Annotated in this window: 21 protein-coding genes; 13 read left to right on the top strand and 8 right to left on the bottom strand. The window is 72.0% G+C overall.

From position 1 onward, the window contains the following. Positions 1 to 72: 72 nt before the first annotated feature. The 3 genes from EES41_RS25105 (at position 73) to hisG (ending at position 3,380) form a co-directional block, all read left to right on the top strand. Entirely contained in the window at positions 73 to 1,080 is a 1,008-nt protein-coding gene (locus EES41_RS25105) for a RimK family alpha-L-glutamate ligase (protein WP_123080411.1), read from the top strand. Further along, positions 1,077 to 2,417 (top strand): hypothetical protein, encoded by a 1,341-nt coding sequence (locus EES41_RS25100; protein ID WP_123080410.1) that lies wholly within the window; start codon positions 1,077 to 1,079, stop codon positions 2,415 to 2,417. The genes EES41_RS25105 and EES41_RS25100 overlap by 4 nt, the downstream gene beginning before the upstream one ends. Positions 2,418 to 2,525: 108 nt before the next feature. Next, positions 2,526 to 3,380, top strand: a complete 855-nt coding sequence (gene hisG / locus EES41_RS25095) for an ATP phosphoribosyltransferase (RefSeq protein ID WP_123080409.1) — start codon at positions 2,526 to 2,528, stop codon at positions 3,378 to 3,380. A 40-nt stretch (positions 3,381 to 3,420) separates the two neighbouring features. Here hisG and EES41_RS25090 read toward each other — a convergent pair whose 3' ends face one another. The 4 genes from EES41_RS25090 to EES41_RS25075 all read right to left on the bottom strand — a co-directional run bounded on the left by EES41_RS25090 (position 3,421) and on the right by EES41_RS25075 (position 7,541). Then, on the bottom strand, positions 3,421 to 5,121 hold the full coding sequence (locus tag EES41_RS25090; RefSeq protein ID WP_123080408.1) for a methylmalonyl-CoA mutase: 1,701 nt from the start codon (positions 5,119 to 5,121) through the stop codon (positions 3,421 to 3,423). A gap of 205 nt (positions 5,122 to 5,326) precedes the next feature. After that, entirely contained in the window at positions 5,327 to 5,656 is a 330-nt protein-coding gene (locus tag EES41_RS25085) for a DUF3817 domain-containing protein (protein WP_008738263.1), read from the bottom strand. Between the two features lie 91 nt (positions 5,657 to 5,747). Further along, a complete protein-coding gene (locus tag EES41_RS25080; RefSeq protein WP_123080407.1) occupies positions 5,748 to 6,257 on the bottom strand; it encodes a MarR family winged helix-turn-helix transcriptional regulator in 510 nt (169 codons plus the stop codon). Positions 6,258 to 6,278: 21 nt separating this feature from the next. Beyond that, the gene (locus tag EES41_RS25075; protein ID WP_123080406.1) at positions 6,279 to 7,541 is read right to left on the bottom strand and encodes an MFS transporter; all 1,263 of its coding nucleotides are present in this window, start codon (positions 7,539 to 7,541) and stop codon (positions 6,279 to 6,281) included. Between the two features lie 96 nt (positions 7,542 to 7,637). On the opposite strand from EES41_RS25075, the gene EES41_RS25070 reads away from it, so the two are divergent. Beyond that, on the top strand, positions 7,638 to 8,642 hold the full coding sequence (locus EES41_RS25070) for a DUF5937 family protein (RefSeq protein WP_123080405.1): 1,005 nt from the start codon (positions 7,638 to 7,640) through the stop codon (positions 8,640 to 8,642). Positions 8,643 to 8,681: 39 nt separating this feature from the next. On the opposite strand, the gene EES41_RS25065 is transcribed toward EES41_RS25070, so the two are convergent. After that, the gene (locus EES41_RS25065) at positions 8,682 to 8,978 is read right to left on the bottom strand and encodes an MTH1187 family thiamine-binding protein (protein ID WP_123080404.1); all 297 of its coding nucleotides are present in this window, start codon (positions 8,976 to 8,978) and stop codon (positions 8,682 to 8,684) included. Beyond that, positions 8,975 to 9,319: a DUF3817 domain-containing protein gene (locus tag EES41_RS25060; protein WP_123080403.1), complete on the bottom strand. Its 345-nt coding sequence runs from the start codon at positions 9,317 to 9,319 to the stop codon at positions 8,975 to 8,977. The genes EES41_RS25065 and EES41_RS25060 overlap by 4 nt, the downstream gene beginning before the upstream one ends. 189 nt (positions 9,320 to 9,508) lie before the next feature. On the opposite strand from EES41_RS25060, the gene EES41_RS25055 reads away from it, so the two are divergent. The 5 genes from EES41_RS25055 (at position 9,509) to EES41_RS25035 (ending at position 12,867) form a co-directional block, all read left to right on the top strand. After that, a complete protein-coding gene (locus tag EES41_RS25055; protein WP_123080402.1) occupies positions 9,509 to 10,147 on the top strand; it encodes an AIM24 family protein in 639 nt (212 codons plus the stop codon). Next, positions 10,147 to 10,797 carry an AIM24 family protein gene (locus EES41_RS25050; RefSeq protein WP_037791294.1) on the top strand — a complete coding sequence of 217 codons (651 nt, stop codon included), beginning with the start codon at positions 10,147 to 10,149 and terminating at the stop codon, positions 10,795 to 10,797. The genes EES41_RS25055 and EES41_RS25050 overlap by 1 nt, the downstream gene beginning before the upstream one ends. A gap of 11 nt (positions 10,798 to 10,808) precedes the next feature. Continuing rightward, complete coding sequence (locus EES41_RS25045) at positions 10,809 to 11,618, top strand: AIM24 family protein (RefSeq protein WP_100582704.1); 810 nt, start codon at positions 10,809 to 10,811, stop codon at positions 11,616 to 11,618. Positions 11,619 to 11,697: 79 nt separating this feature from the next. Next, positions 11,698 to 12,174, top strand: a complete 477-nt coding sequence (locus EES41_RS25040; protein WP_123080401.1) for a MarR family winged helix-turn-helix transcriptional regulator — start codon at positions 11,698 to 11,700, stop codon at positions 12,172 to 12,174. Positions 12,175 to 12,285: 111 nt separating this feature from the next. Next, entirely contained in the window at positions 12,286 to 12,867 is a 582-nt protein-coding gene (locus EES41_RS25035) for a PepSY domain-containing protein (protein ID WP_123080400.1), read from the top strand. 263 nt (positions 12,868 to 13,130) lie between these two features. On the opposite strand, the gene meaB is transcribed toward EES41_RS25035, so the two are convergent. Next, positions 13,131 to 14,093, bottom strand: a complete 963-nt coding sequence (gene meaB / locus EES41_RS25025) for a methylmalonyl Co-A mutase-associated GTPase MeaB (protein ID WP_037791289.1) — start codon at positions 14,091 to 14,093, stop codon at positions 13,131 to 13,133. Positions 14,094 to 14,104: 11 nt separating this feature from the next. Further along, positions 14,105 to 15,319 carry an acetyl-CoA C-acetyltransferase gene (locus tag EES41_RS25020; protein WP_123080399.1) on the bottom strand — a complete coding sequence of 405 codons (1,215 nt, stop codon included), beginning with the start codon at positions 15,317 to 15,319 and terminating at the stop codon, positions 14,105 to 14,107. Between the two features lie 137 nt (positions 15,320 to 15,456). On the opposite strand from EES41_RS25020, the gene mce reads away from it, so the two are divergent. The 4 genes from mce to EES41_RS25000 all read left to right on the top strand — a co-directional run bounded on the left by mce (position 15,457) and on the right by EES41_RS25000 (position 22,966). Then, the gene (gene mce, locus EES41_RS25015) at positions 15,457 to 15,885 is read left to right on the top strand and encodes a methylmalonyl-CoA epimerase (RefSeq protein WP_008738238.1); all 429 of its coding nucleotides are present in this window, start codon (positions 15,457 to 15,459) and stop codon (positions 15,883 to 15,885) included. A 190-nt stretch (positions 15,886 to 16,075) separates the two neighbouring features. Next, on the top strand, positions 16,076 to 20,698 hold the full coding sequence (scy, locus tag EES41_RS25010) for a polarized growth protein Scy (protein ID WP_123080398.1): 4,623 nt from the start codon (positions 16,076 to 16,078) through the stop codon (positions 20,696 to 20,698). A 194-nt stretch (positions 20,699 to 20,892) separates the two neighbouring features. Beyond that, complete coding sequence (locus EES41_RS25005) at positions 20,893 to 21,831, top strand: cellulose-binding protein (RefSeq protein ID WP_008738235.1); 939 nt, start codon at positions 20,893 to 20,895, stop codon at positions 21,829 to 21,831. 118 nt (positions 21,832 to 21,949) lie between these two features. Then, on the top strand, positions 21,950 to 22,966 hold the full coding sequence (locus EES41_RS25000; RefSeq protein WP_123080397.1) for an ABC transporter ATP-binding protein: 1,017 nt from the start codon (positions 21,950 to 21,952) through the stop codon (positions 22,964 to 22,966). The last annotated feature ends 2 nt before the right edge of the window (positions 22,967 to 22,968 follow it).

Below are 22,968 nucleotides of genomic sequence, written 5' to 3'. Positions count from 1 at the left end.
CCGGCGGCGGCCCAACCGCCGCCCCCTTCCCCCATCGTTCGCACGCCCGCACGCTCCCGAAAGGCACCTCCCGTGTCGTACAAGATCCTCGTCCTGGTCTCCGAGGCCGCCAAGTTCCGCCTCGACAACCACTCGATCATCCCCAGCGCCCTCTACCGCGAGGGCCACGACGTCCACATCGGCGACATAGACACGCTGTCCGTGCACGACTCCGTCGTGGTCGTCGACCGGGTGCGGCTGTCCGAGGAGTACCTGACCGGCAACGACTTCCCGGCGCTGAGCGAGCCCTACGCCTCCGCCGAGGACTTCGACCTGGTCTGGGTCCTCACCGGCACCCACCCGGAGGCGCTCGCCGACTCCTTCCAGCTGCTGTGGCTGCTCAACCAGCGCGTGCCGTTCGTCAACGACGCCGCCGCGCTCTTCTACCTCAACTCGAAGATCACCCTGGGCGCGGCCGTGCCGCAGGCGAACCTGCCCGCGTCGTACGTCTCGAACGACTTCGAGTACCTCACCGGCCTGGTCGAGTCCGACGAGGACCGCACCTGGGTGCTCAAGCCCACCAACGAGGGCTGTGGCGCGGGCGTCTACTTCGTCGGCAAGAACGAGCGCAACCGGCCGGCGCTGCTCCAGGCGGCCACCGGCAACGCGGTGCCGCGCTACGAGATGTACAGCCGCAACATCATCGGCCTCGCCAAGCGCTACACGGCCGTCCAGGAGTACATCCCGAACGTCCGGGAGAACGAGAAGCGCGTCATCATCGCCGGCGACGTCCCGGTGTGCGGGTTCCGCCGCTTCCACTTCGAGAACGACGACCGCGCGAACGTCACGCTCGGCACCAAGTTCGAGGGCCTGACGCTGACCCCGGAGGAGGACGAGTTCGTCCGCGCCCTCGGCAAGCGGATGATGGACCTGGGCATCTTCTACTCGGGAATCGACATCGCGTACCCGTACGTCATGGAGTTCAACCTGGTGAACCCGGGCGGCCTGAACTACTCGTTCCGCGCCACCGGGATCGACCAGTCCTCCGAGACCGTCAACACGGTGCTGGCCGCGCTGCGTGCCGCCGGGAAGATCTCGTGAGCGCCTGGTCCTCGCTCGACCCGCGGGCCACCGACGCCTGGGCGGACTTCACCGCGAGCGGCGGGGAGGCCGCCGCGGCCGCCGCCGACGCCGAGCGCTTCCAGGCGCGGCTGCACCGCCCCGGCTGGGTGCACATGTATCCGCCGCCGGTCCTCCACAAGGCCGCCGCCGAGGAGGTCGCGGAGGTGGGCGTACGGCTCGCGGAGCTGGTGACGGCCTTCCCGCGGCGGGTCTTCGGCGACGACCTCGGCGCCTGGGCGGCGTACCTCGGCATCCCGGCCGAGGACGCGGACCTGATGGCGGAGGCGCTGCGGCACCCCCGGACGGGCCGGGCGGCCACCGCGGTCATGCGCCCCGACCTGGTGGTGACCGACGACGGGCTGAAGCTGGTCGAGCTGAACGTGTCGACCCCGATGGGCGGCCTGAGCACGCTCGCCCCGTACACGGCGGCCACCCTGGACTCGGCGTTCGGGCGGTTCCTGGCCGGGCGCGGGCTCACCCCGGGCGGGCCGGAGACCTCGCGGATCTGGCTCGACATGCTGGCCGGGCTGGTGCGGGTCCCGGCGGACCGGCCGCTGCGCGTCTTCGAGGCGATCGCGAACCCGGCGGACATCGACTCGGGGCGCCGGTTCTTCGTGGACATGATCCGCTCCGGCGGGTACGAGATCAGCTGCGGTCTGATCGCCGATCTGGAACTCACCGACGAGGGCGTGTTCTTCGAGGGCGAGCGGATCGACGCGGTGGTCACCATGTACACCTGGCACGAGACGAAGAACCACGTGCCGCCGGCGCTCACCCGCCGGCTGATGGAGCTGGACCGGGCGCTGAAGGTCGACTTCATCGGCGCGCCCGCGACGGCGCTGTACGACAACAAGGCCAATCTGGCGCTGTTCTCGGAGCCGGAGTTCGAAGCCCTCCTGACCGAGGAGGAGCGCGCGCTGGTACGGGCGTACGTGCCGCCGACGTTCCGGCTGCGGGCCGACACCCTCGACCGGGCGGTCGCCGGGCGCGAGGAGCTCATCTGCAAGCCCGCCTCCGCGTACGGCGGCAAGGACATGGCGTTCGGCTTCGCCGCGGGCGACGCGGCCTGGCGGGCGCTGATGGCGGAGCGGCTCGCCGATCCGCGCGAGCGCTACGTGCTCCAGCGGCGGCTGCGGCCGGCCGTGGTGGTGCTGCCGGGAGCGAACCCGCCCGGGCGCGAGATGGTGCTGGCGCCGCTGGTGTTCGGCGGCCGGTACGCCGGAACGTTCCTGCGGCAGGCCCCGCCGCGGCCCGAATCGACGATCAACGCGTCGAGCGGGGCCGAGGCGGCCGCGGCCCTGACCTTCGCGCAGTAGCCCCACCGGTCCGGAGCGGCCCCGCGGGGCCGCTCCGGGACCACGGCACGGCGCGGCACGGCACAGCCCCTGATCGTTCGACCGTTCACGACGTGAGGAGTCTGACGGATGCTAAGGATCGCGGTCCCCAACAAGGGTTCCCTGTCCGATCGGGCCTCGGCGATGCTCCGCGAGGCCGGCTACCAGCAGCGCAAGGAGGCCAAGGAACTGGTCCTGGTCGATCCCGGCAACGCGGTCGAGTTCTTCTACCTCAGACCGCGTGACATCGCGGTCTACGTCAGCTCCGGCCGCCTCGACCTCGGCATCACCGGCCGCGACCTGCTCGTCGAGTCCGGGGCCAACGCCGAGGAGGTGCTGCCGCTCGGCTTCGGCCGCTCGACGTTCCGCTACGCCGTCAAGCCCGGCTGGGCGCGGGACACCGCCGACTTCGACGGCCTGACCATCGCCACCTCGTACGAGGGCATCGTCGCCAAGCACCTCGCGGCGAGCGGGATCCAGGCCTCCGTCGTCCACCTCGACGGCGCCGTGGAGACCGCCATCGAGCTCGGGGTCGCCCAGGTCGTCGCCGATGTGGTCGAGACCGGGACCTCGCTGCGCAATGCCGGGCTGGAGGTGATCGGGGAGCCCGTCATGGAGTCGGAGGCGGTCGTGATCCGCCGCCCCGGCGCCGACGCGGGCGCCCAGGAGGCGAAGGCCCGGCAGTTCCTGCGGCGCCTCAAGGGCGTCCTGGTCGCCGGGGCGTACGTGATGATGGACTACGACTGCCGGGCCGAGGACCTGGAGGGCGCGGTCGCCCTCACCCCCGGCCTCGAAGCGCCCACCGTCTCCCCGCTGCACAACGAGGGCTGGGTCGCCGTCCGCGCGATGGTCCCCGCGAAGGAGGCCCAGCGGATCATGGACGACCTCTACGAGCTGGGCGCCCGCGCGATCCTCACGACGGCCATCCACGCCTGCCGTCTGTGAGCGCGCGGACGCCCGCCCGATCGCCCCGCGAGGACCCGGTTCAGAAGCCGGGCGGCTCGGTGTAGGTGCCCCACTCGTCGCGCAGCACGTTGCAGATCTCGCCGAGGGTGGCCTCGGCCCGTACCGCGTCGAGCATGGCCGGGATCATGTTCGACCCGTCCCGCGCGGCCTCCAGCATGTCCTTGAGCGAGGCCGTGACCTTCGCGTCGTCGCGCCGGGACTTGCGCGCGGCGAGCTCGCGGACCTGGACGGTCTCCACCTCGTGGCTGACCCGGAGGATCTCCAGGTCGCCGGTGACCGAGCCGTGGTGGACGTTGACGCCGACGACCCGCTTGTCGCCCTTCTCCAGGGAGCGCTGGTACTGGAAGGCCGACTCGGCGATCTCGCCGGTGAACCAGCCGTCCTCGATGCCGCGCAGGATGCCCGAGGTGATCGGACCGATCGGGTGCTGCCCGTCCGGGTGGGCGCGCAGCCCGCGCTCCTTGATCTGGTCGAAGATCTTCTCGGCGTCGGCCTCGATGCGGTCGGTGAGCTGCTCGACGTACCAGGCGCCGCCCAGCGGGTCGGCCACGTTGGCGACGCCGGTCTCCTCCATGAGCACCTGCTGGGTGCGCAGGGCGATCTCGGCCGCCTGCTCGCTCGGCAGCGCGAGGGTCTCGTCGAGGGCGTTGGTGTGCAGCGAGTTCGTCCCGCCGAGGACGGCGGCGAGGGCCTCGACGGCGGTGCGGACGACGTTGTTGTACGGCTGCTGCGCGGTCAGCGAGACACCGGCGGTCTGGGTGTGGAAGCGCAGCCACATCGACTTGTCGCTCTTGGCCCCGTAGACCTCCTTCATCCAGCGCGCCCAGATCCGGCGGGCGGCGCGGAACTTGGCGATCTCCTCGAAGAAGTCGAGGTGGGCGTCGAAGAAGAAGGACAGCCCGGGCGCGAAGACGTCCACGTCCATGCCGCGCGAGAGGCCGAGCTCCACGTACCCGAAGCCGTCGGCGAGGGTGTACGCGAGCTCCTGCGCGGCCGTGGCCCCGGCCTCGCGGATGTGGTAGCCGGAGACGGACAGCGGCTTGTACGCCGGGATGCCCTTCGCGCAGTACTCCATGAGGTCGCCGATGAGGCGCAGGTGCGGCTCGGGTTCGAAGAGCCACTCCTTCTGGGCGATGTACTCCTTGAAGATGTCGGTCTGGAGCGTGCCGTTCAGCACGGCCGGGTCCACGCCCTGCCGCTCGGCGGCGACCAGGTACATGCAGAACGCGGGGACGGCGGGCCCGGAGATCGTCATCGAGGTGGTCACGTCGCCGAGCGGGATGTCCTTGAACAGGACCTCCATGTCGGCGGCGGAGTCGATGGCCACGCCGCAGTGGCCGACCTCGCCGAGCGAGCGCGGGTCGTCGGAGTCGCGCCCCATGAGGGTCGGCATGTCGAAGGCGACGGAGAGCCCGCCGCCGCCGGCGGCCAGGATCATCTTGTAGCGCTCGTTGGTCTGCTCGGCGTTGCCGAACCCGGCGAACTGCCGGATGGTCCAGGTCCGGCCGCGGTAGCCGGTGGCGTGCAGGCCCCGGGTGTAGGGGTACTCGCCCGGCCAGCCGATGCGCTCGAACCCCTCGTAGGCGTCGCCGGGGCGGGGCCCGTAGACGGGGTCGACGTCATCTCCGGAGAGCGTCGTGAAATCGGCCTCGCGCTTGCGGGCCTTGTCGTAACGGGCCTGCCAGCGGCGGCGGCCCTCCTCGATGGCGTCAGCATCCATGCTTCGAATTTACTAGGACGTCCTAGTAAATGTCGATGGCAAACCTCCGGCAGTCCGCCGGCAACCCCTCCACACCGCCCTGAACAGCGGAAAGGAGCCGAAACGTGACCGTGCCCGCGACACGACGAAGCCCGCCGCGGCGGCGACGGGCTTCGGGCGGGAGCTCCGGGGCCCCGGGGAATCCCGGGGGGCGGAGAGGGTGGGGTCAGGCCTCGGCGGTGGCCAGGCCGCCCTCGACCAGCGGCTCGACCTCGGCGCGGATCCTGCGCTCGACGAAGAAGGCGGCCAGCGGGATCGTCCCCGACACGAGCACCCAGAGGAGCTTGCCGAAGGGCCACTTGGCCTTGGAACCCAGGTCGAAGGCGAACACCAGGTAGATCATGAACAGCACACCGTGGGCCTGCGAGACCGCGAAGGTCAGGTCGGCGCCGGTGTCGAAGCCGTACTTCGCCACCATGCAGGCACAGAGGATCAAGAGCATGACCGCCGTCACGTAGGCCATGACGCGGTAGCGGGTCAGCACGCTTCGTTTCATGCGGACGAGCCTAACCGTCCCTTTTGCTCGATCTTGACGAGGGGCCGGGTGACGCCGGCTACTCCCCCTCCCTCCCCTTCCCCTGCTTCTCCTACTTCTCCTCGAAGTCGGCGGCGGCCACCCGCAGGGGGCGCAGCAGCGCGAAGATCTCGCCGCACTCCTCCTCGTCGTACGCCCCGAGGCCGAAGTCGATCTCCATCAGGTCCTTCGTGGCCGCCTCGACCACCTCGCGGCCCTTGTCCGTGATGGAGGCGAGGGTGCCGCGCCCGTCGTTCGGGTTGGGGCGCTTGTCGACGAGACCGGAGCGGACCAGCCGGTCCACGGTGTTCGTCACCGACGTCGGGTGCACCATGAGGCGCTCGCCGATCTTCGACATCGGGAGCTCACCGGCCTTGGAGAAGGTGAGCAGCACCAGCGCCTCGTAGCGCGCGAAGGTCAGTCCGTACGGTTTGACCACCGCGTCGACCTCGGCGAGCAGGATCTGGTGCGCGCGCATGATCGAGGTGATGGCGGCCATCGAGGGCACCGGCCCCCAGCGCTGCTGCCAGAGTTCGTCGGCGCGGGCGATGGGATCGAAGGGAAGACTGAGCGGCTTGGGCACGGACCAGACCCTACCGGGCGGTCATTTGCCGGGGGGTCCCGTCTCATTCCTCGGCCCGCCCGCCGGCCGGCCGGCGGCCCTCAGTTCGGCGGACAGCAGGACGACGACCACCGTGCCGAGGGCGGCGGCCCCCGTGACGACCACGTGCACCGGGAGGAACTCGGCGGCGAGCCCGGCCAGTGCCATGCCGACGCCCTGGAAGGTCATCAGGCCGGTGCTGAGCAAGGTCATGGCCCGGCCCCGGAGTTCCCCGGGGACGGCGTCCACGTACATCTGGTCGAGGCCGAGGGTGTGGGCGTGGGCGAGCCCCGCGAGCAGCAGCAGAGCGAACAGGACGGCCGCGCCGGGCCGGAGCGCGTAGCCGAGCAGCGGCAGCGGCGCGGCGGTGGCGAGCGGGAGCACGATCCGCGAGCGCGTCCGGGGGGAGAGCGCGGAACCCGCCCAGAGTTCGCCCGCGATGACGCCGACGGGCTGCGCGCACATCAGCAGCCCGAGGGCGACGGTGCCGGCGCCGATGCCGTCGGCGTACGGGGCGAGCAGCGCCTCCGGGACGATGACGAAGACGGGCGGCAGCCAGAACAGCAGGATCAGCGCCCGCACCCGGCGCTCGCCCAGTACGGCCCGCAGCCCCGCGCCGACCGACATCGGCGGTGCGCCGGCTCCCGCGCGGGCGGGCCGGGCGCGGGTGCCGAACCGCAGCAGCAGCGCGGAGCCGAGGAACCCGGCGGCGGTCAGGGCGACGGCCCCGCGCGGTGCGAGGACGGTGAGCAGCAGCCCGCCGATCCCGAAGCCGGTCAGCTGGGCGCTCTGGGCCACCATGCGCAGCAGCGAGCGGCCGAGGACGAAGGCGTCGCCGGGGCCGAGGACGTCGGTGAGGGAGGCGGCGCGGGCGCCCTGGAAGAGCGGCGCGACGAAGGCCATGGCGCAGCGCAGTACGAGGATCCCCGCGACCGGGGTGCCCGGCAGGACCATGGCGGCGGCGCACGCTGCGCAAAGGAGGTCGCAGCCGACGAGCACCCGCCGGGCCGGGTACCGGTCGGCGAGCCCGGCGAGCAGGGTGCCGCCGAGGGCGTAGGGGAGGAAGCCGAGGGCGAAGGTGAGCGCGCTCATCAGGGGCGAGCCGGTGAGGCGGTAGACGAGGACGGTGAGGGAGATCTCGGCGATCACGACGCCGAGGACGGACATCAGGTGCGCGGCGAAGACGGCCCGGAACTCCCGGATCCGGAACACCGTGCGGTAGCCGCCGGCGGGGGTGAGCGCCGTGGCCCGGTTGACGGTTGGCATGCGGACCACCCTGCGCGGGCTACGGTGGCGCCGACAGAGATTCGGCACAGGCCGAATCACCGGGCCCCCTAGGGACGGCGACGAGAGGTACGGCCGATGGCGTTCCACTTCCGCTTCGGGCCGGGTGACCTGCTGCGCTGCCGGTTCGCGATCTCCCCGCGCTGGGAGACCCAGGAGGCGGTGCGGACCCTGCGGCGCCCGCGCCGGCAGGCGTACCACCTGCCCTGGCTGCGGCGGATCCAGGGGGCCGCCGACGGGCTGGACCTGCGCCCGCTGTGGCTGCTGATGCCGCGCAGCGGGCACAACCCGGACTTCCTCGGCCCGCCGCCGCTGGGGCCCTCCGCCACGATGGAGGAGGAGCTGGCCCGGGTGCGCGCCGCCGGCGCCGAGGACCCGGAGGCGGTACGGGAGGACCTGCGGCGCGCGCTCGTCTGTACCCCGGGGGCCCTGGAGAGCGACCTCGGGCAGCGGATGCTCGCGGATCCGGCCCGGGCGGTACGGGAGTTGGCCGATCTGTACGAGCGGGCCTGGGCCGCCCTGATCGCCCCGCACTGGCCTCGGCTGCGCGCCGTGCTGGAGGCGGACATCCTGTTCCACTCGCGCCGGCTCACGGCCGGCGGCCTGGAGGCCCTGTTCGACGGCCTCCACCCGGACCTCGGCTGGTGCGAAGGCACGCTCACCATCCGGCGCCCGGCGCACCACGACCGGGAGCTGAACGGGCAGGGGCTGCTGCTGATGCCGAGCGCGTTCGTGTGGCCGGAGGTGGTCGGGGGCTACGACCCGCCCTGGCAGCCGACGCTCGTCTACCCGGCCCGGGGCATCGGCGCGCTGTGGACGGCTCCGGCCGGTCCGGCCCCGCGGGCGCTGGCCCGGCTGCTCGGGCGGGCCCGGGCCGACGTGCTGTGCGCCCTGACCGAGCCGGCCTCGACGACGGCGCTCGCGCACCGCCTGGGGCTGGCGCCGTCGACGGTGTCGGCGCACCTCAAGGCCCTGCACGGGGCGGGCCTGCTGATCTCGGCCCGGCACGGGCACCGGGTCCACTACGAGCGCACCCCACTGGCGATCGCCCTGACCACGGGAACGCCCCCCGAGGCCCCCTGAGCGAACCGCCGGTGCTCCGCACCCGCGCGCCGGCTCCGCTCAGCCGCCCGCGAGGTGGCGTTCGACCGTTTCGACCTTCGAGGTCATGCCGTCGCTGATGCCGGGGCGGATGTCGGCCTTGAGGACGAGGGAGACGCGCGGGGCGCGCTCCTCCACGGCGGCGACCGCCCGCTTGACGACATCCATCACGGCGTCCCAGTCGCCTTCCACGGAGGTGAACATCGCGTCGGTGCGGTTCGGCAGCCCGGACTCGCGCACGACGCGGACCGCGTCGGCCACGTACTCGCCGACCTCTTCACCCACCCCCAGCGGGGTCACCGAGAACGCGACGATCACGCCTCGGCCGCCTCGCGCGCGCGGGCCGCGATGACGCTGTCGGCCTCTTCGCGCTTGAGCAGCTTGTCGCCGTAGAGGCCGCCGAAGGGCACCAGCGAGAGCAGGAAGAACAGGGCGGCCTTCTTGAACGGCCACTTGGCCCGGTTCCAGACATCCAGCAGGAACACCGAGTAGATGAGGAAGAGGATGCCGTGCAGCATGCCCAGCGGCATCTTCAGGTAGTCGATGTCGGTGAGCCAGCTCAGCAGCGTCCCGAAGATCAGCAGGGCCGGGAAGGAGAGCGCCTCCGGAACGGAGATGAGGCGCAGCCGGTGCAGGGCGGAGGCGGTCTTGATGTCCACGTGGAACCTTCGGGACGGGGCTGGAGGTCGGTCCCAGTGTCTCAGCCGCTTTGCGGGATCTTGACCCGGGTCCCGCTCCGCGCCCGGGCGCGGCCGGGTGTGCCCGCTCGTGCCCGATCGTGCCCGAGTGTGGCGCATATCGGCCACGAGGCCCTGTTCGGGTGCGCTCCCTGCCGATAACGTCATCCCGTGGCTCAGTTCCGACTCCAAGGCAGCAAGGTGCTGGCCGTCGATCTGACCGGGGACGCCGTGAAAGCGAAGAACGGCTCCATGGTCGCGTACGACGGGCAGATGGCCTTCAAGAAGATGACCGGCGGTGGCGAAGGCCTCCGCGGGATGGTGACCCGCCGGCTGACCGGCGAGCAGATGACCGTGATGGAGGTACAGGGGCACGGCACCTGCTTCTTCGCCGACCGCGCGAGCGAGATCAACCTCGTCAGCCTGCGCGGCGAGAAGCTCTACGTGGAGTCCAGCAACCTGCTGTGCACCGACGCCGGGCTGCGCACCGGCACCACCTTCACCGGGCTGCGCGGCGGGGCGACGGGCAACGGCCTGTTCACCACGACCGTCGAGGGCAACGGGCAGGCGGCGATCATGTCGGACGGCCCGGCGGTGGTGCTCCGCGTCAGCGCCCAGTACCCGCTCTCCGTCGACCCGGGGGCGTACATCGCGCACACCGGCAACCTCCAGCAGTCCTTCCAGTCCGGCGTGAACTTCCGCACGCTGATCGGCGAGGGCTCCGGCGAGGCGTTCCAGATCCGCTTCGAGGGCGAGGGCCTGGTGTACGTGCAGCCCAGCGAGCGCAACACCATCGGGGGCGACATCTGATGCCGTTCCGCGAGATCAACTCCAAAATGGTCGAGGCCCAGGTGATCCCGGGGCAGAAGATGTACAGCCAGCGCGGCGCGATGCTCGCGTACCGCGGCGAGGTCTCCTTCACCCCGAGCCTGACGGGCGGTCAGGGCGGGGTGATGGGCATGATCGGCCGCCGGGTGGCGAACGAGCAGACCCCGCTGATGAGCGTCGAGGGCAGCGGCACCGTGATGTTCGGCCACGGCGGCCACCACATCCAGGTGATCAACCTGACGGGCGAGACCCTCTACGTCGAGGCCGACCGGCTGCTCGCCTTCGACGGCACCCTCCAGCAGGGCACGATGTTCATGGGCTCGCAGGGCGGGGTCATGGGCATGGTGCGCGGCCAGGTGACCGGCCAGGGCCTGTTCACCACCACGCTCAAGGGCCACGGCTCGGTCGCCGTGATGGCCCACGGCGGGGTCATCGAACTCCCCATCACCCCCCAGCGCCCGGTGCACGTGGACCCGCAGGCGTACGTCGCCCACCACGGCGAGGTCCGCAACAAGCTCTCCGCCGCGCTCGGCTGGCGGGACATGGTGGGGCGCGGTTCGGGTGAGGCGTTCCAGCTGGAGCTGTCCGGCCAGGGCGCCGTGTACGTGCAGGCCTCGGAGGAGAAGCTGTGAACTTTGGACCCGTGCCCGGTGGGCCTGGCGGCCCGACCGTGTTCGACCCGCACTCCCTGCCCTCCGACGACAACGTGAACGCGTACACCTTCTGCGTGGAGCTCAAGGGGAGCCAGTGGTTCCTGCAGAAGGGCAAGATGATCTCGTACTACGGGCGCATCGAGTTCAACGGTGTCGGCAACGGCCGCTTCGACCGGCTGCTGCGCACCAGCTTCCACTCGCCGCTGCACGCGAGCGACTGGGTGGTGGCCGAGGGGCAGGGCAAGATGCTGCTCGCCGACCGCGCGTTCGACGTGAACTCGTACGACCTGGACAACGGGAACCTGACCATCAGGTCGGGCAACCTGCTCGCCTACCAGCCGACCCTGGCGCTGAAGCAGTCGATCGTCCCCGGCTTCCTCACGCTGATCGGAACCGGGAAGTTCGTGGCGGCGTCCAACGGGCCGGTGGTGTTCATGGAACCGCCGCTGCGCGTGGACCCGCAGGCGCTGGTGGGCTGGGCCGACTGCCCCTCCCCCTGCCACCACTACGACCACGGCTACATGTCGGGCGTGATGGGCGGCCTGCGCTCGCTCTCGGGCATCGGGGGCGCCTCGGGCGAGGAGCACCAGTTCGAGTTCGTGGGCGCGGGCACGGTGCTGCTCCAGTCCTCGGAGATGCTGATGGCGGAGCAGGCCGTCGGTGCCGTGGGGGCGGGCGCGGAGTCCGCCGGGGTCCCGGGCGCCGGGTACGGCGGCGGGCAGGGCGGGCCACTGGGCCAGCTGGGCGTTCCGCGGATGCCCGGACAGCTGGGTGACATCCAGCGGCGGCTCGGCCTGTGAGCGCCCGCGGGCGACTTCCCAGATCTTCCTATTTTTGTACGTAATTCAACTTCTTAGGTAGAGTTCATTCATGGAGACCATGGAGACCGAGACGGCCACCCGCTGGCTGACCGACGCCGAACAGTGCGCCTGGCGCACCCACCTGGACGTCAGCAGACTGCTGATGCACCAGCTGGAAAAGGATCTCCAGCCCTTCGGACTCACCAACAACGACTACGAGATCCTCGTGAACCTGTCGGAGTCCGAGGGACTGCGGATGCGGATGAGCGACCTCGCGACGTCGACGCTGCAGTCCAAGAGCCGGCTGTCCCACCAGATCACCCGAATGGAGGCAGCGGGCCTCGTCCGCCGGATGAGCTGCGAGTCCGACCGCCGGGGCCTGTACGCCGTCCTCACCGACGAGGGCATGGAGCTCATGCGGAAGGTCGCCCCGCACCACGTGGCGTCCGTCCGCAAGCACTTCATCGACCTGCTGTCCCCGCAGGCCCTCACGGCGCTCCGGGATTCGCTGGACCCGGTCGCCGACCACCTGCGCACCAACCGCGGCAAGGGCTGAGACGACCGCGCGCCGTCCGCGCGGTCGTCCCGGAGAATGAGCCGTATCGCTCACTCGCCGGTCACCCGCCGAGCAGCCGTAAGCGCCCTGGCCGGCCCGAGGAGGTCTGCCATGCAGCGCAACACGTACATCTCGACGGCCGCGGCCGTGGTCCTGATGGTGGGGGGCCCGGTCGCGGCCACCGCCGCGGCCACCTCCGGCGCGGCCGGAACCCCCTCCGCCGCCACGGCGGCGGCGCGCGCCGACATCGACGCCACGGGGGCCGCCGAGGCGGCCGTGAAGCACTACCCCGGCACCGTCGTGTCCCTCGACAAGGACGGCGCGGTCTGGCACGTCGACGTGATCGGCAAGAACGGCAAGCACGCGGAGCTGACCGTCGACACCCGCAGCGGCAAGGTCTTCACCGAGCACGGCGATGACGACGGCGACGACGACAACGCCAAGGCGAAGAAGCAGCTGCTCGCCGCGAAGGTCAGCGCCCAGAAGGCGGTCAAGGCGGCCCTCGCCGCCCATCCCGGCCAGGTCCGGTCGGTGGACTGGGACGACGACGACAACGGCGGCGCCCGCTACTGGGACGTGGAGATCCAGCCCAAGGGCGGCGGCGCCACCCAGCACGTCCACGTGGACGCCACGACGGGCAAGGCCACCGTGTCCTCGTCGGACTCGGACTCGGACGACGACAACGACTCATGACGAGAACGACGACTGAGCCTGCGCGACGGACCGGGCGACCCTAGACTGGCGAACGCCCGGAGTACCCCGATCTTCGAGGGAGTGGCGTCATGGCCAAGCGCGGCAACAAGAAGCGAGCACGCAAGAAGAAGAAGGCGAACCACGGCAAGCGTCCCAACGCCTGACCGCTGCGCCGTACGGAGCCGTACGGACACGCGAGCGCCGTGCCCCGGGAAGGAACCGGGGCACGGCGCTCGCGCGTGTCGCGCGCGTCCAGGAGCCGCTCAGGCCTCCGTCAGCGTCGCCAGCAGTGCGTCCGAGGCCGCGTACGGGTCCAGCTCGCCCGCCGCGACCCGGGCCGCCAGCGCGTCGAGGTGCGCGTCGCCGCTCAGATCGGCCATCCGGGCCCGCAGGGCCGTCACCGCGATGGTCTCCACCTCGCGCGCGGCCCGGGCCGCGCGGCGCTCGGCCAGCACCCCGCGCTCGTCCATCCACGCCCGGTGCTTCTCCAGCGCCTCGACCAGCTCGTCGATGCCCTGCCCGCGCGCCGCGACCGTCTTCACGATCGGCGGCCGCCAGTCGTGCCGGCCCCGGGCCTCGCCCAGGCCCAGCATGTGGTTCAGCTCCCGGGCGGTGGCGTCCGCGCCGTCCCGGTCCGCCTTGTTCACCACGTACACGTCGCCGATCTCCAGGATGCCCGCCTTGGCGGCCTGGATCCCGTCGCCCATCCCGGGCGCCAGCAGCACCACCGAGGTGTCCGCCTGCGAGGCGATCTCGACCTCCGACTGCCCGACGCCGACCGTCTCGACGAGGATCACCTCGCAGCCGGCCGCGTCCAGCACCCGGATCGCCTGCGGGGCGGCCCACGCGAGGCCGCCCAGGTGGCCGCGGGTGGCCATGGAGCGGATGTAGACCCCCGGGTCCGAGGCGTGGTCCGACATCCGCACCCGGTCGCCGAGGAGCGCGCCCCCGCTGAAGGGCGAGGAGGGGTCCACGGCCAGGACGCCGACGCGCTTGCCGGCCTTCCGGTACGCCGACACCAGCGCCGAGGTGGACGTGGACTTGCCCACGCCCGGGGAGCCCGTCAGGCCCACCACGTACGCCCCGCCGGTCAGCGGGGCCAGGGCCGCCATCACCTCGCGCAGTTGCGGGGACGCCCCCTCGACCAGTGAGATCAGCCGGGCCACCGCCCGCGGCCGGCCCTCACGGGCCTGTGCCACCAGCGTGGGGACGTCCACCGTCGTCATCCGAGCAGCACCTACGCCTTCGCGCCGGAACCCGGGACGCGCACGATCAGCGCGTCACCCTGACCACCGCCGCCGCACAGGGCGGCCGCGCCGACCCCGCCGCCGCGGCGCTTCAGCTCCAGCGCCAGGTGCAGCACCACGCGGGCGCCGGACATGCCGATGGGGTGTCCCAGGGCGATCGCGCCACCGTTGACGTTCACCTTTTCCGGGGACACGCCGAGGTCCTTGACGGACTGGACGACGACCGCCGCGAAGGCCTCGTTGATCTCGACGAGGTCCAGGTCACCGACCTGGAGGCCGTCCTTCTCCAGGGCCTGAAGGATGGCGTTCGTCGGCTGCGGGTGCAGCGAGTTGTCCGGGCCGGCCACGTTGCCGTGGGCGCCGATCTCGGCGAGCCACTCCAGGCCCAGCTCCTCGGCCTTCGCCTTGCTCATCACGACCACGGCGGCGGCGCCGTCGCTGATCTGGGAGGACGTACCGGCGGTGATGGTGCCGTCCTTGGTGAACGCCGGGCGGAGCTTGGCGAGGGACTCGACCGTGGTCTCCGGGCGGACGCCCTCGTCGTGCGCGAAGACGACCGGGTCGCCCTTGCGCTGCGGGACCTCGACCGGGGTGATCTCGGCGTCGAAGACGCCGTTCTTCTGCGCCGCGGCGGCCTTCTGGTGCGAGAGGGCCGAGAACTCGTCCTGCGGGGCGCGCTCGATGCCGAGGAGGGTGTTGTGGTGCTCGGTGGACAGCCCCATCGGGATGTTCTCGAACGCGTCGGTGAGACCGTCGTACGCCATGGCGTCGAGCATCTCGATGGCACCGTACTTGTAGCCCTCGCGGGACTTCGGGAGCAGGTGCGGGGCGTTCGTCATGGACTCCTGGCCGCCGGCGACCACGATGTCGAACTCACCGGCGCGGATCAGCTGGTCGGCCAGCGCGATGGCGTCCAGGCCCGAGAGGCACACCTTGTTGACGGTGAGCGCGGGCACGTTCATGGGGATGCCGGCCTTGACGGCGGCCTGGCGGGCGGGGATCTGGCCCGCGCCGGCCTGGAGCACCTGGCCCATGATCACGTACTGGACCTGGTCGCCGGAGATCCCGGCCCGCTCCAGCGCGGACTTGATGGCGAAGCCGCCGAGGTCGGCGCCCGAGAAGGACTTCAGCGAGCCGAGCAGCCGCCCCATGGGCGTGCGGGCCCCTGCGACGATCACTGACGTGGTGTTGTTCGATCCGGACATGAGGCACAGCCCCTTGCAGATGAGGAGTGAACGAGGGTTTACCTGAATGTACTGAGCGGTACCCGCTCCGTCATCGGGCAGTCGGTGTGATCGCTGGCACGTTGCGTGACGACCCTCCTCAGCGGTGCACTGGTCCCATGCTGACAAGAATCGACCACATCGGGATCGCCTGCTTCGACCTGGACAAGACCGTCGAGTTCTACCGTGCCACCTACGGGTTCGAGGTGTTCCACTCCGAGGTCAACGAGGAGCAGGGCGTCCGCGAGGCCATGCTCAAGATCAACGAGACCTCCGACGGCGGGGCCTCGTACCTCCAGCTCCTGGAGCCCACCCGCGAGGACTCCGCGGTGGGCAAGTGGCTGGCCAAGAACGGGGAGGGGGTCCACCACATCGCCTTCGGCACCGAGGACGTCCAGGGCGACTCGGAGGCCATCCGGGGCAAGGGAGTCCGCGTCCTGTACGACCAGCCGCGCACCGGTTCCATGGGCTCTTCCATCACCTTCCTGCACCCCAAGGACTGCCACGGAGTCCTCACCGAACTGGTCACCTCCAACCCCGAGCACTGACGGACCACTGATGGCCCGATTCCCCGGCCGGTAGAGTGGCCGTGGCTCGGCCGGGGTTCGGTGCGGAGACGGGGTCGGGGCCTGTGCACCCTGCCCCCATCTGACACCATTCCCCGGGGGCGTCGTTCAGCGGGCGAGCGATGCTCAATTGGGAGTGAGCTTGCGACCAGGGGACGGATGGGACCGCGCTGTGCGGGGCTACGAAAGCCAGGAGAGCCAACAGGCTGAAGCCGACCATCTCTCGCGCTTCGAAGCCGAGATGGAGCGGCTGAAGAAGGAGCGCGGGAAGGCCGTCCAGCACGCCGAGGACCTGGGCTACCAGGTCGAAGTGCTGCGCGCCAAGCTCCACGAGGTACGCCGCAGCCTGGCGTCCCGTCCCGCTTACGACAGCGCGGACATGGGCTACCAGGCGGAGCAGCTGCTCCGCAATGCCCAGATCCAGGCCGACCAGATGCGCTCCGACGCCGAGCGCGAGCTGCGCGACGCCCGGGCGCAGACCCAGCGGATCCTCCAGGAGCACGCCGAACACCAGGCGCGCCTGCAGGCCGAGCTGCACAGCGAGGCCGTCAACCGGCGCCAGCGGCTGGACCAGGAGCTCAACGAGCGCCGCCAGACCGTCGAGGCGCACGTCAACGAGAACGTGGCGTGGGCCGAGCAGCTGCGCGCCCGCACCGAGGCGCAGGCGCGCCGGCTCATGGAGGAGTCCCGCGCCGAGTCCGAGCAGGCGCTGAACGCCGCCCGCTCCGAGGCCGCCCGGCTCGCCGAGGAGGCCCGCCGCCGGCTGACCTCCGACGCCGAGGCCGCCCGCGCCGAGGCCGAGAACACCCTGCTGCGCGCCCGCAAGGAGGCCGAGCGGCTGCTGACCGCCGCCTCTTCGCAGGCCCAGGAGGCCAGCGAGCACGCGGAGCGGCTGCGCTCCACCACCTCCGCCGAGGCCGAACAGACCCGGCAGCAGACCCTGGACCTCGGCCGGGTCGCCGAAGCCCGGGTCCAGGAGGCCGACGGGGCGCTGCGCACGGCCCGCGCCGAGGCGGAGAAGCTGCTCGCGGAGGCCAAGGAGAGCGCCGCCCGGCAGCTCACCTCGGTCGAGTCCGTCAACGAGCAGCGCACCCGGACCGCCAAGGAGCAGGTCGCCCGGCTGGTCGGCCAGGCCACCAAGGAGGCCGAAGTCCTCAAGGCGGAGGCCGAGCAGACCCTGGCCGACGCCCGCGCCGATGTGGAGCGGATGCGCACCGAGGCCGGCGAGCAGGCCCGTGCCGCGGCCGCCGAGGACACCGCGGCGCAGCTGGCGAAGGCCGCCCGCACGGCGGAGGACGTACTGAACAAGGCCTCGGAGGACGCCCGGGCCACCACCCGCGCCGCGTCCGAGGAGGCCGAGCGGATCCGCCGCGAGGCCGAGACCGAGGCGGACCGCCTGCGCCTCCAGGCGGCGACCACGGCCGACGAGCTCAAGGGCGCCGCGAAGGACGACACCGAGGAGTACCGGGCCCGCACCGTCGAGCTCCAGGAGGAGGCCCGGCGGCTGCGCGGCGAGGCCGAGCAGCTGCGCGCCGAGGCCGTCGCCGAGGGCGAGCGGATCCGGGGCGAGGCCCGCCGCGAGGCGGTCCAGCAGATCGAGGAGGCGGCCCGGACCGCCGAGGAGCTGCTGGGCAAGGCCAAGTCCGACGCGGACGAACTGCGCGGCGGCGCCACCGCCGAGAGCGAGCGGGTGCGCGCCGAGGCCGTCGAGCGGGCCACCACCTTGCGCCGGCAGGCCGAGGAGACCCTGGAGCGGACCCGCGCCGAGGCCGAGCGGCTGCGCGCGGAGGCCGAGGAGCAGGCGGAGGCCGTACGGGCCGAGGCCGACGGGGCGGCGCGCGAGCGGCGCGAGCAGACCGACCGGGCGCTGGCCGCGAAGCGGGCGGAGGCCGAAGAGGAACTCGTCCGGCTGCACACCGACGCCGAGGGCCGGCTGTCCACGGCCGAGCAGACGCTGCGCGACGCCCGCGCGGCGGCGGAGAACGTCCGCCGGGAGACGAGCGAGGAGAACGACCGGCTGCGGGCCGAGTCGGCGGAGCGGATCCGCACCCTCCAGACGCAGTCGGAGGCGGAGGCCGACCAGCTGCGCACCGAGGCGGCGCAGGACGCCGGCCGGACGCGCGCGGAGGCCGAGCAGGTGGCCGTACGGCTGCGCGGCGAGGCCGAGGCCGAGGCGGAGCGGGTGCGTTCCGAGGCCCAGGAGACCGCGGACCGGCTGCGCGCGGAGGCGAAGGCCGCCGCCGAGCGGGTCGCCGCGGAGGCCGCCGAGGCGCTGACCGCCGCCCAGGAGGAGGCCGCCCGGCGCCGTCGCGAGGCCGAGGAGACCCTGGCCGCGGCCCGTACGGACGCCGGCAACGAGCGGGCCCAGGCCCGCGAGCAGAGCGAGGAACTGCTGGCGCAGGCCCGCAAGCGCTCCGAGGAGGCGCAGGCCGAGGCGGTCTGGCTGACCGAGGAGGCGGAGGGGCGCGCGTCGGAGCTGGTCGCGGCGGCGGAGACCACCGCCCAGCAGGTACGGGACTCCGTGGCCGGTCTGCACGAGCAGGCCGAGGAGGAGATCACCGGGCTGCGCAGCGCCGCCGAGCACGCGGCGGAGCGTACGACGACGGAGGCGGAGGCCGAGGCCGCCCGCGTCCGCGCGGACGCCTACGACGAGCGCGAGCGCGCCACCGAGGACGCCAACCGGATCCGCGGCGAGGCCCGCGCCGAGACGGACGCGGCGAAGGCACTGGCCGAGCGCACGGTCGGCGACGCGCTCGCCGAGGCGGAGCAGCTGCGCGGCGACACCGCGGAGTACGCGCAGCGGCTGCGCACCGAGGCGACGGACGCGCTGGCCGCGGCCGAGCGGGACGCGACCCGTACCCGGGCCGACGCCCGCGACGACGCGAACCGCATCCGGGGCGAGGCGGCGGAGTCCCTGGAGGCTTCCCGCGCCGAGGGCGGCCGGATCGTCGCCGAGGCGACGGCGGAGGCCGAGCGCCTCACCGAGGAGACCCTGGCGGCGAACGCGGCGACGGCCACGGAGGCCGAGGCCGCGGCCGACGCCATCCGCACGGAGGCGGCGGGCACGCTGGACGAGGCCCGCGCGGAGGCCAACCGGCTGCGCACCGAGGCCGCCGAGCAGGCGGACCGGCTCATCAGCGAGGCGGCGGCCGAGGCCGAGCGCCTCGCGGAGGAGACCCGCGCGGCGAGCGAGGCGACCGTCGGCGACGCCGAGGCCCTCGCGGACGCCATCCGCACGGAGGCGGCCGGCATCCTGGACGAGGCCCGCGCGGAGGCCAACCGGCTGCGCACCGAGGCCGCCGAGCAGGCCGACGGCCTGGTTTCCGAGGCCACGGCGGCGGCGCAGCGGCTCACGAAGCAGGCGGCCGACACGATGGCCGCGGCCGAGCGGGACGCGGCGCGGATCCTGGTCGACGCCCGGACCGAGGGCGACCGGCTGGTCGACGAGACCCGTGTGGCCAACGAGGCCACGGTCGGCGAGGCGGCGGCGGAGGCCGAGCGGCTGCGCACGGAGGCGGCCGGGTCTCTGGACGACGCCCGCGCGGAGGGCGGCCGGATCATCGGCGAGGCCACCGCGGAGGCGGAGCGGGTCACGATCGCGGCGAACGAGACGCTGGAGAGCGCCGAGCGGGAGTCCGAGCAGACCCTCGACGAGGCCCGCGAGGCGGCGAACCGGCTGCGCGCCGAGGCCGCGGAGCAGGCGGACCGGCTCATCACGGAGGCGGCGTCCGAGGCGGACAAGCTCGTCGAGCAGACCCGCAAGGACAACGAGCGGACGGTCGGCGAGGCCCAGACGGAGGCCGAGCGGCTGCGCGCGGAGGCGTCGGAGGCCCTGGCCTCGGCGCAGGAGCACGCGACCCGTACCCGGTCGGAGGCGGAGCGGGTCAAGGCGGAGGCCAAGGCCGCGGCGGAGCGCACCCGCACGGAGGCCCGTACCGAGTCCGAGCGGCTGCTGGACGAGGCGCGCGAGGAGGCCAACAAGCGTCGTACCGAGGCCGCGGAGCAGGTGGACCGGCTCATCACCGAGTCCTCGGCGGAGGCCGAGAAGCTGACCTCCGACGCCCGGGCGCAGGCCCTGGCCGCCACCACTGCGGCCGAGGAGCAGGCGGACGCGATGGTCGACGCGGCCCGCAAGGAGGCCGCGCGGATCACCGCGGAGTCGACCATAGAGGGCAACTCCCTGGTGGAGAAGGCCCGTACGGACGCGGACGAGCTGCTGGTCGGCGCGCGTACGGACGCCTCGGCCATACGGGAGCGGGTGGAGGAGCTGCGCTCCCGCGTCGAGGGCGAGGTCGAGGAGCTGCACGAGCGTGCGCGCCGGGAGTCGGCCGAGCAGATGAAGTCGGCCGGCGAGCGCGTGGACAAGCTGGTGCGCGCGGCGACGGAGCAGAGCGTCGAGGCCGAGGCGAAGGCCAAGGCGCTGGTGTCGGACGCGAGCAGTGAGGCGAGCAAGGTCCGGATCGCGGCGGTCCGCAAGGCGGAGGCGCTGCTGAAGGAGGCCGAGCAGAAGAAGGCCGACGTGGTCCGCGAGGTCGAGACGACCCTGTCGGAGGCCAAGGCGGAGGCCGAGCGGCTCGTCGAGGAGGGGCGGCGCGAGCTGGAGGTCCTGGTGCGCAGGCGCGAGGACATTCAGGCGGAGATCTCCCGTGTCCAGGACGTTCTTGAGGCGTTGGAATCATTCGAGGCGCCTTCGGGTGCCACGAAGCCCGGGATCGGTGGCCAGGGCACGGGGGGCGTGAAGGCCGGCGTGACAGCGGGTTCCACTCGTTCGGGTGGTAAGGCGTCAGAGGGCTAGCCGAAACCCGTGTTTGTGTGCACCTGATGAAGGTTCACACGTACGGGTGCGAAGCATTCTGCCGCCTTGCCACTCAAAAGGGGTGTCATTGTCCAGATCAAACGTGGATTGACTCGATGACACGCCGTCTGGGCGCCTAGGATTCCCCTAACACCTCACGTAGCACCTCACCGGTCTCATTCGACAGGAACCCCATGAGCGACTCTCACTCCCCCTTCGGCTTCGAGCTCGTGCGGCGTGGTTACGACCGCGGTCAGGTGGACGACCGCATTACCAAGCTGGTCTCCGACCGCGACAGCGCCCTTGGACGTATCAACTCTCTGGAAAAGCGCATCGAGGAACTGCACCTCGAAACGCAGAACGCCCAGGCCCAGGTGAGCGACGCCGAGCCGTCGTACGCCGGCCTCGGCGCCCGGGTCGAGAAGATCCTGCGGTTGGCCGAGGAGGAGGCGAAGGACCTGCGCGAGGAGGCCCGTCGCGCGGCCGAGCAGCACCGTGAGCTCGCCGAGTCGGCCGCCCAGCAGGTGCGCAACGACGCCGAGTCGTTCGCCGCCGACCGCAAGTCGAAGGCGGAGGACGAGGGCGTCCGCATCGTCGAGAAGGCCAAGGCGGATTCGGCCACCCTGCGCTCCGAGGCCCAGAAGGACGCGGCCTCCAAGCGCGAGGAGGCCGACGCGCTCTTCGAGGAGACCCGCGCCAAGGCCGCCCAGGCCGCAGCGGACTTCGAGACCAACCTGGCCAAGCGCCGCGAGCAGTCCGAGCGCGATCTGGCCTCCCGTCAGGCCAAGGCCGAGAAGCGCCTCGCGGAGATCGAGCACCGCGCCGAGCAGCTGCGCCTGGAGGCCGAAAAGCTTCGTACGGACGCCGAGCGCCGGGCCCGCCAGACCGTCGAGACCGCGCAGCGGCAGGCCGAGGACATCGTGGCCGACGCCAACGCCAAGGCCGACCGGATCCGCAGCGAGTCCGAGCGCGAGCTGGCGGCGCTCACCAACCGCCGCGACTCGATCAACGCGCAGCTCACCAACGTCCGCGAGATGCTGGCGACGCTGACCGGCGCGGCCGTCGCCGCCGCCAACCCGATCGTCGACGACGAGCCGGTCACGCGCGGCGTTCCGGCGCAGCAGAGCCGCTAGTCGGAAGTCCCGTTGCCTACCCTCCGGTAGGAGAACGACGGCAGAACAGTGCGCCCGAGGGCCCCGTGCCACCCGTTTTGAGGTGGCGTGGGGCCCTCGGGCGTTCTAGCGTGGCCCAATGATCGAGCTAGAGGGCCTTACGAAACGATTCGGCGGCAAGGTCGCCGTGGACAACCTCAGCTTCCAGGTCAGACCGGGGGTGGTCACCGGCTTCCTCGGCCCCAACGGGGCCGGCAAGTCCACGACCATGCGCATGATGCTCGACCTCGACAATCCGACCAGCGGGACGGTCCGGATCGACGGGAAGCACTACCGGGACCTGCCGGAGCCGCTGAAGTACATCGGAGCACTGCTGGACGCGAAGGCCATGCACGGCGGCCGCAGCGCGCACAACAACCTGCTCTGCCTCGCCCAGTCGAACCGGATCCCCACGAGCCGGGTGGACGAGGTGCTGGACCTGGTCGGCCTGACGGCCGTGGCCCGGCAGAAGTCGAAAGGATTTTCGCTCGGAATGGGGCAGCGGCTGGGAATCGCCGCCGCGCTGCTCGGTGACCCGGAGATCCTCATGTTCGACGAACCCGTCAACGGCCTGGATCCCGAGGGAATTCTCTGGATCAGGAATCTGATGAAGGGGCTGGCGGCCGAAGGGAGGACGATCTTCGTTTCCTCCCACCTCATGAGCGAAATGGCGCTGACCGCGGAACATTTGGTCGTGATCGGTCAGGGAAAGCTGCTCGCCGACTTGTCGATGGCCGATTTCATCCAGCAGAACTCCCGTAGTTACGTACGGATGCGCTCACCGCAGCAAGAGCGGCTGAAAGACGTCTTGCACGAGGCCGGAATCAATGCAATCGACGTCCCGGCCACCGGCACCCTGGAGATCAACGGCGTGGCCGCGGAGCAGCTCGGCGAGCTGGCCGCCCAGCACCAGATCGTGCTGCACGAACTCAGCCCGCAACGGGCCTCACTGGAAGAGGCGTTCATGCGCATGACGGCGGACTCCGTCGAATACCACGCCCACGCGCCGGGCGCCGGGGGCGTTCCCCCGGACGCGGCCACCGGCAACCCGGCCCGGCCCGCCGACGCCCCCGCCTGGGGCGCCGGGTTCGAGGCGACGCGCAAGGGCGGGAAGTGACC

The organism is Streptomyces sp. ADI95-16 (assembly GCF_003721495.1).
In the GTDB taxonomy this organism is placed as follows: Bacteria; Actinomycetota; Actinomycetes; order Streptomycetales; family Streptomycetaceae; genus Streptomyces; species Streptomyces goshikiensis.
The sequence above is the reverse complement of the archived record's forward strand: the minus strand, read 5'-3'. Positions and strand labels throughout refer to the sequence as shown.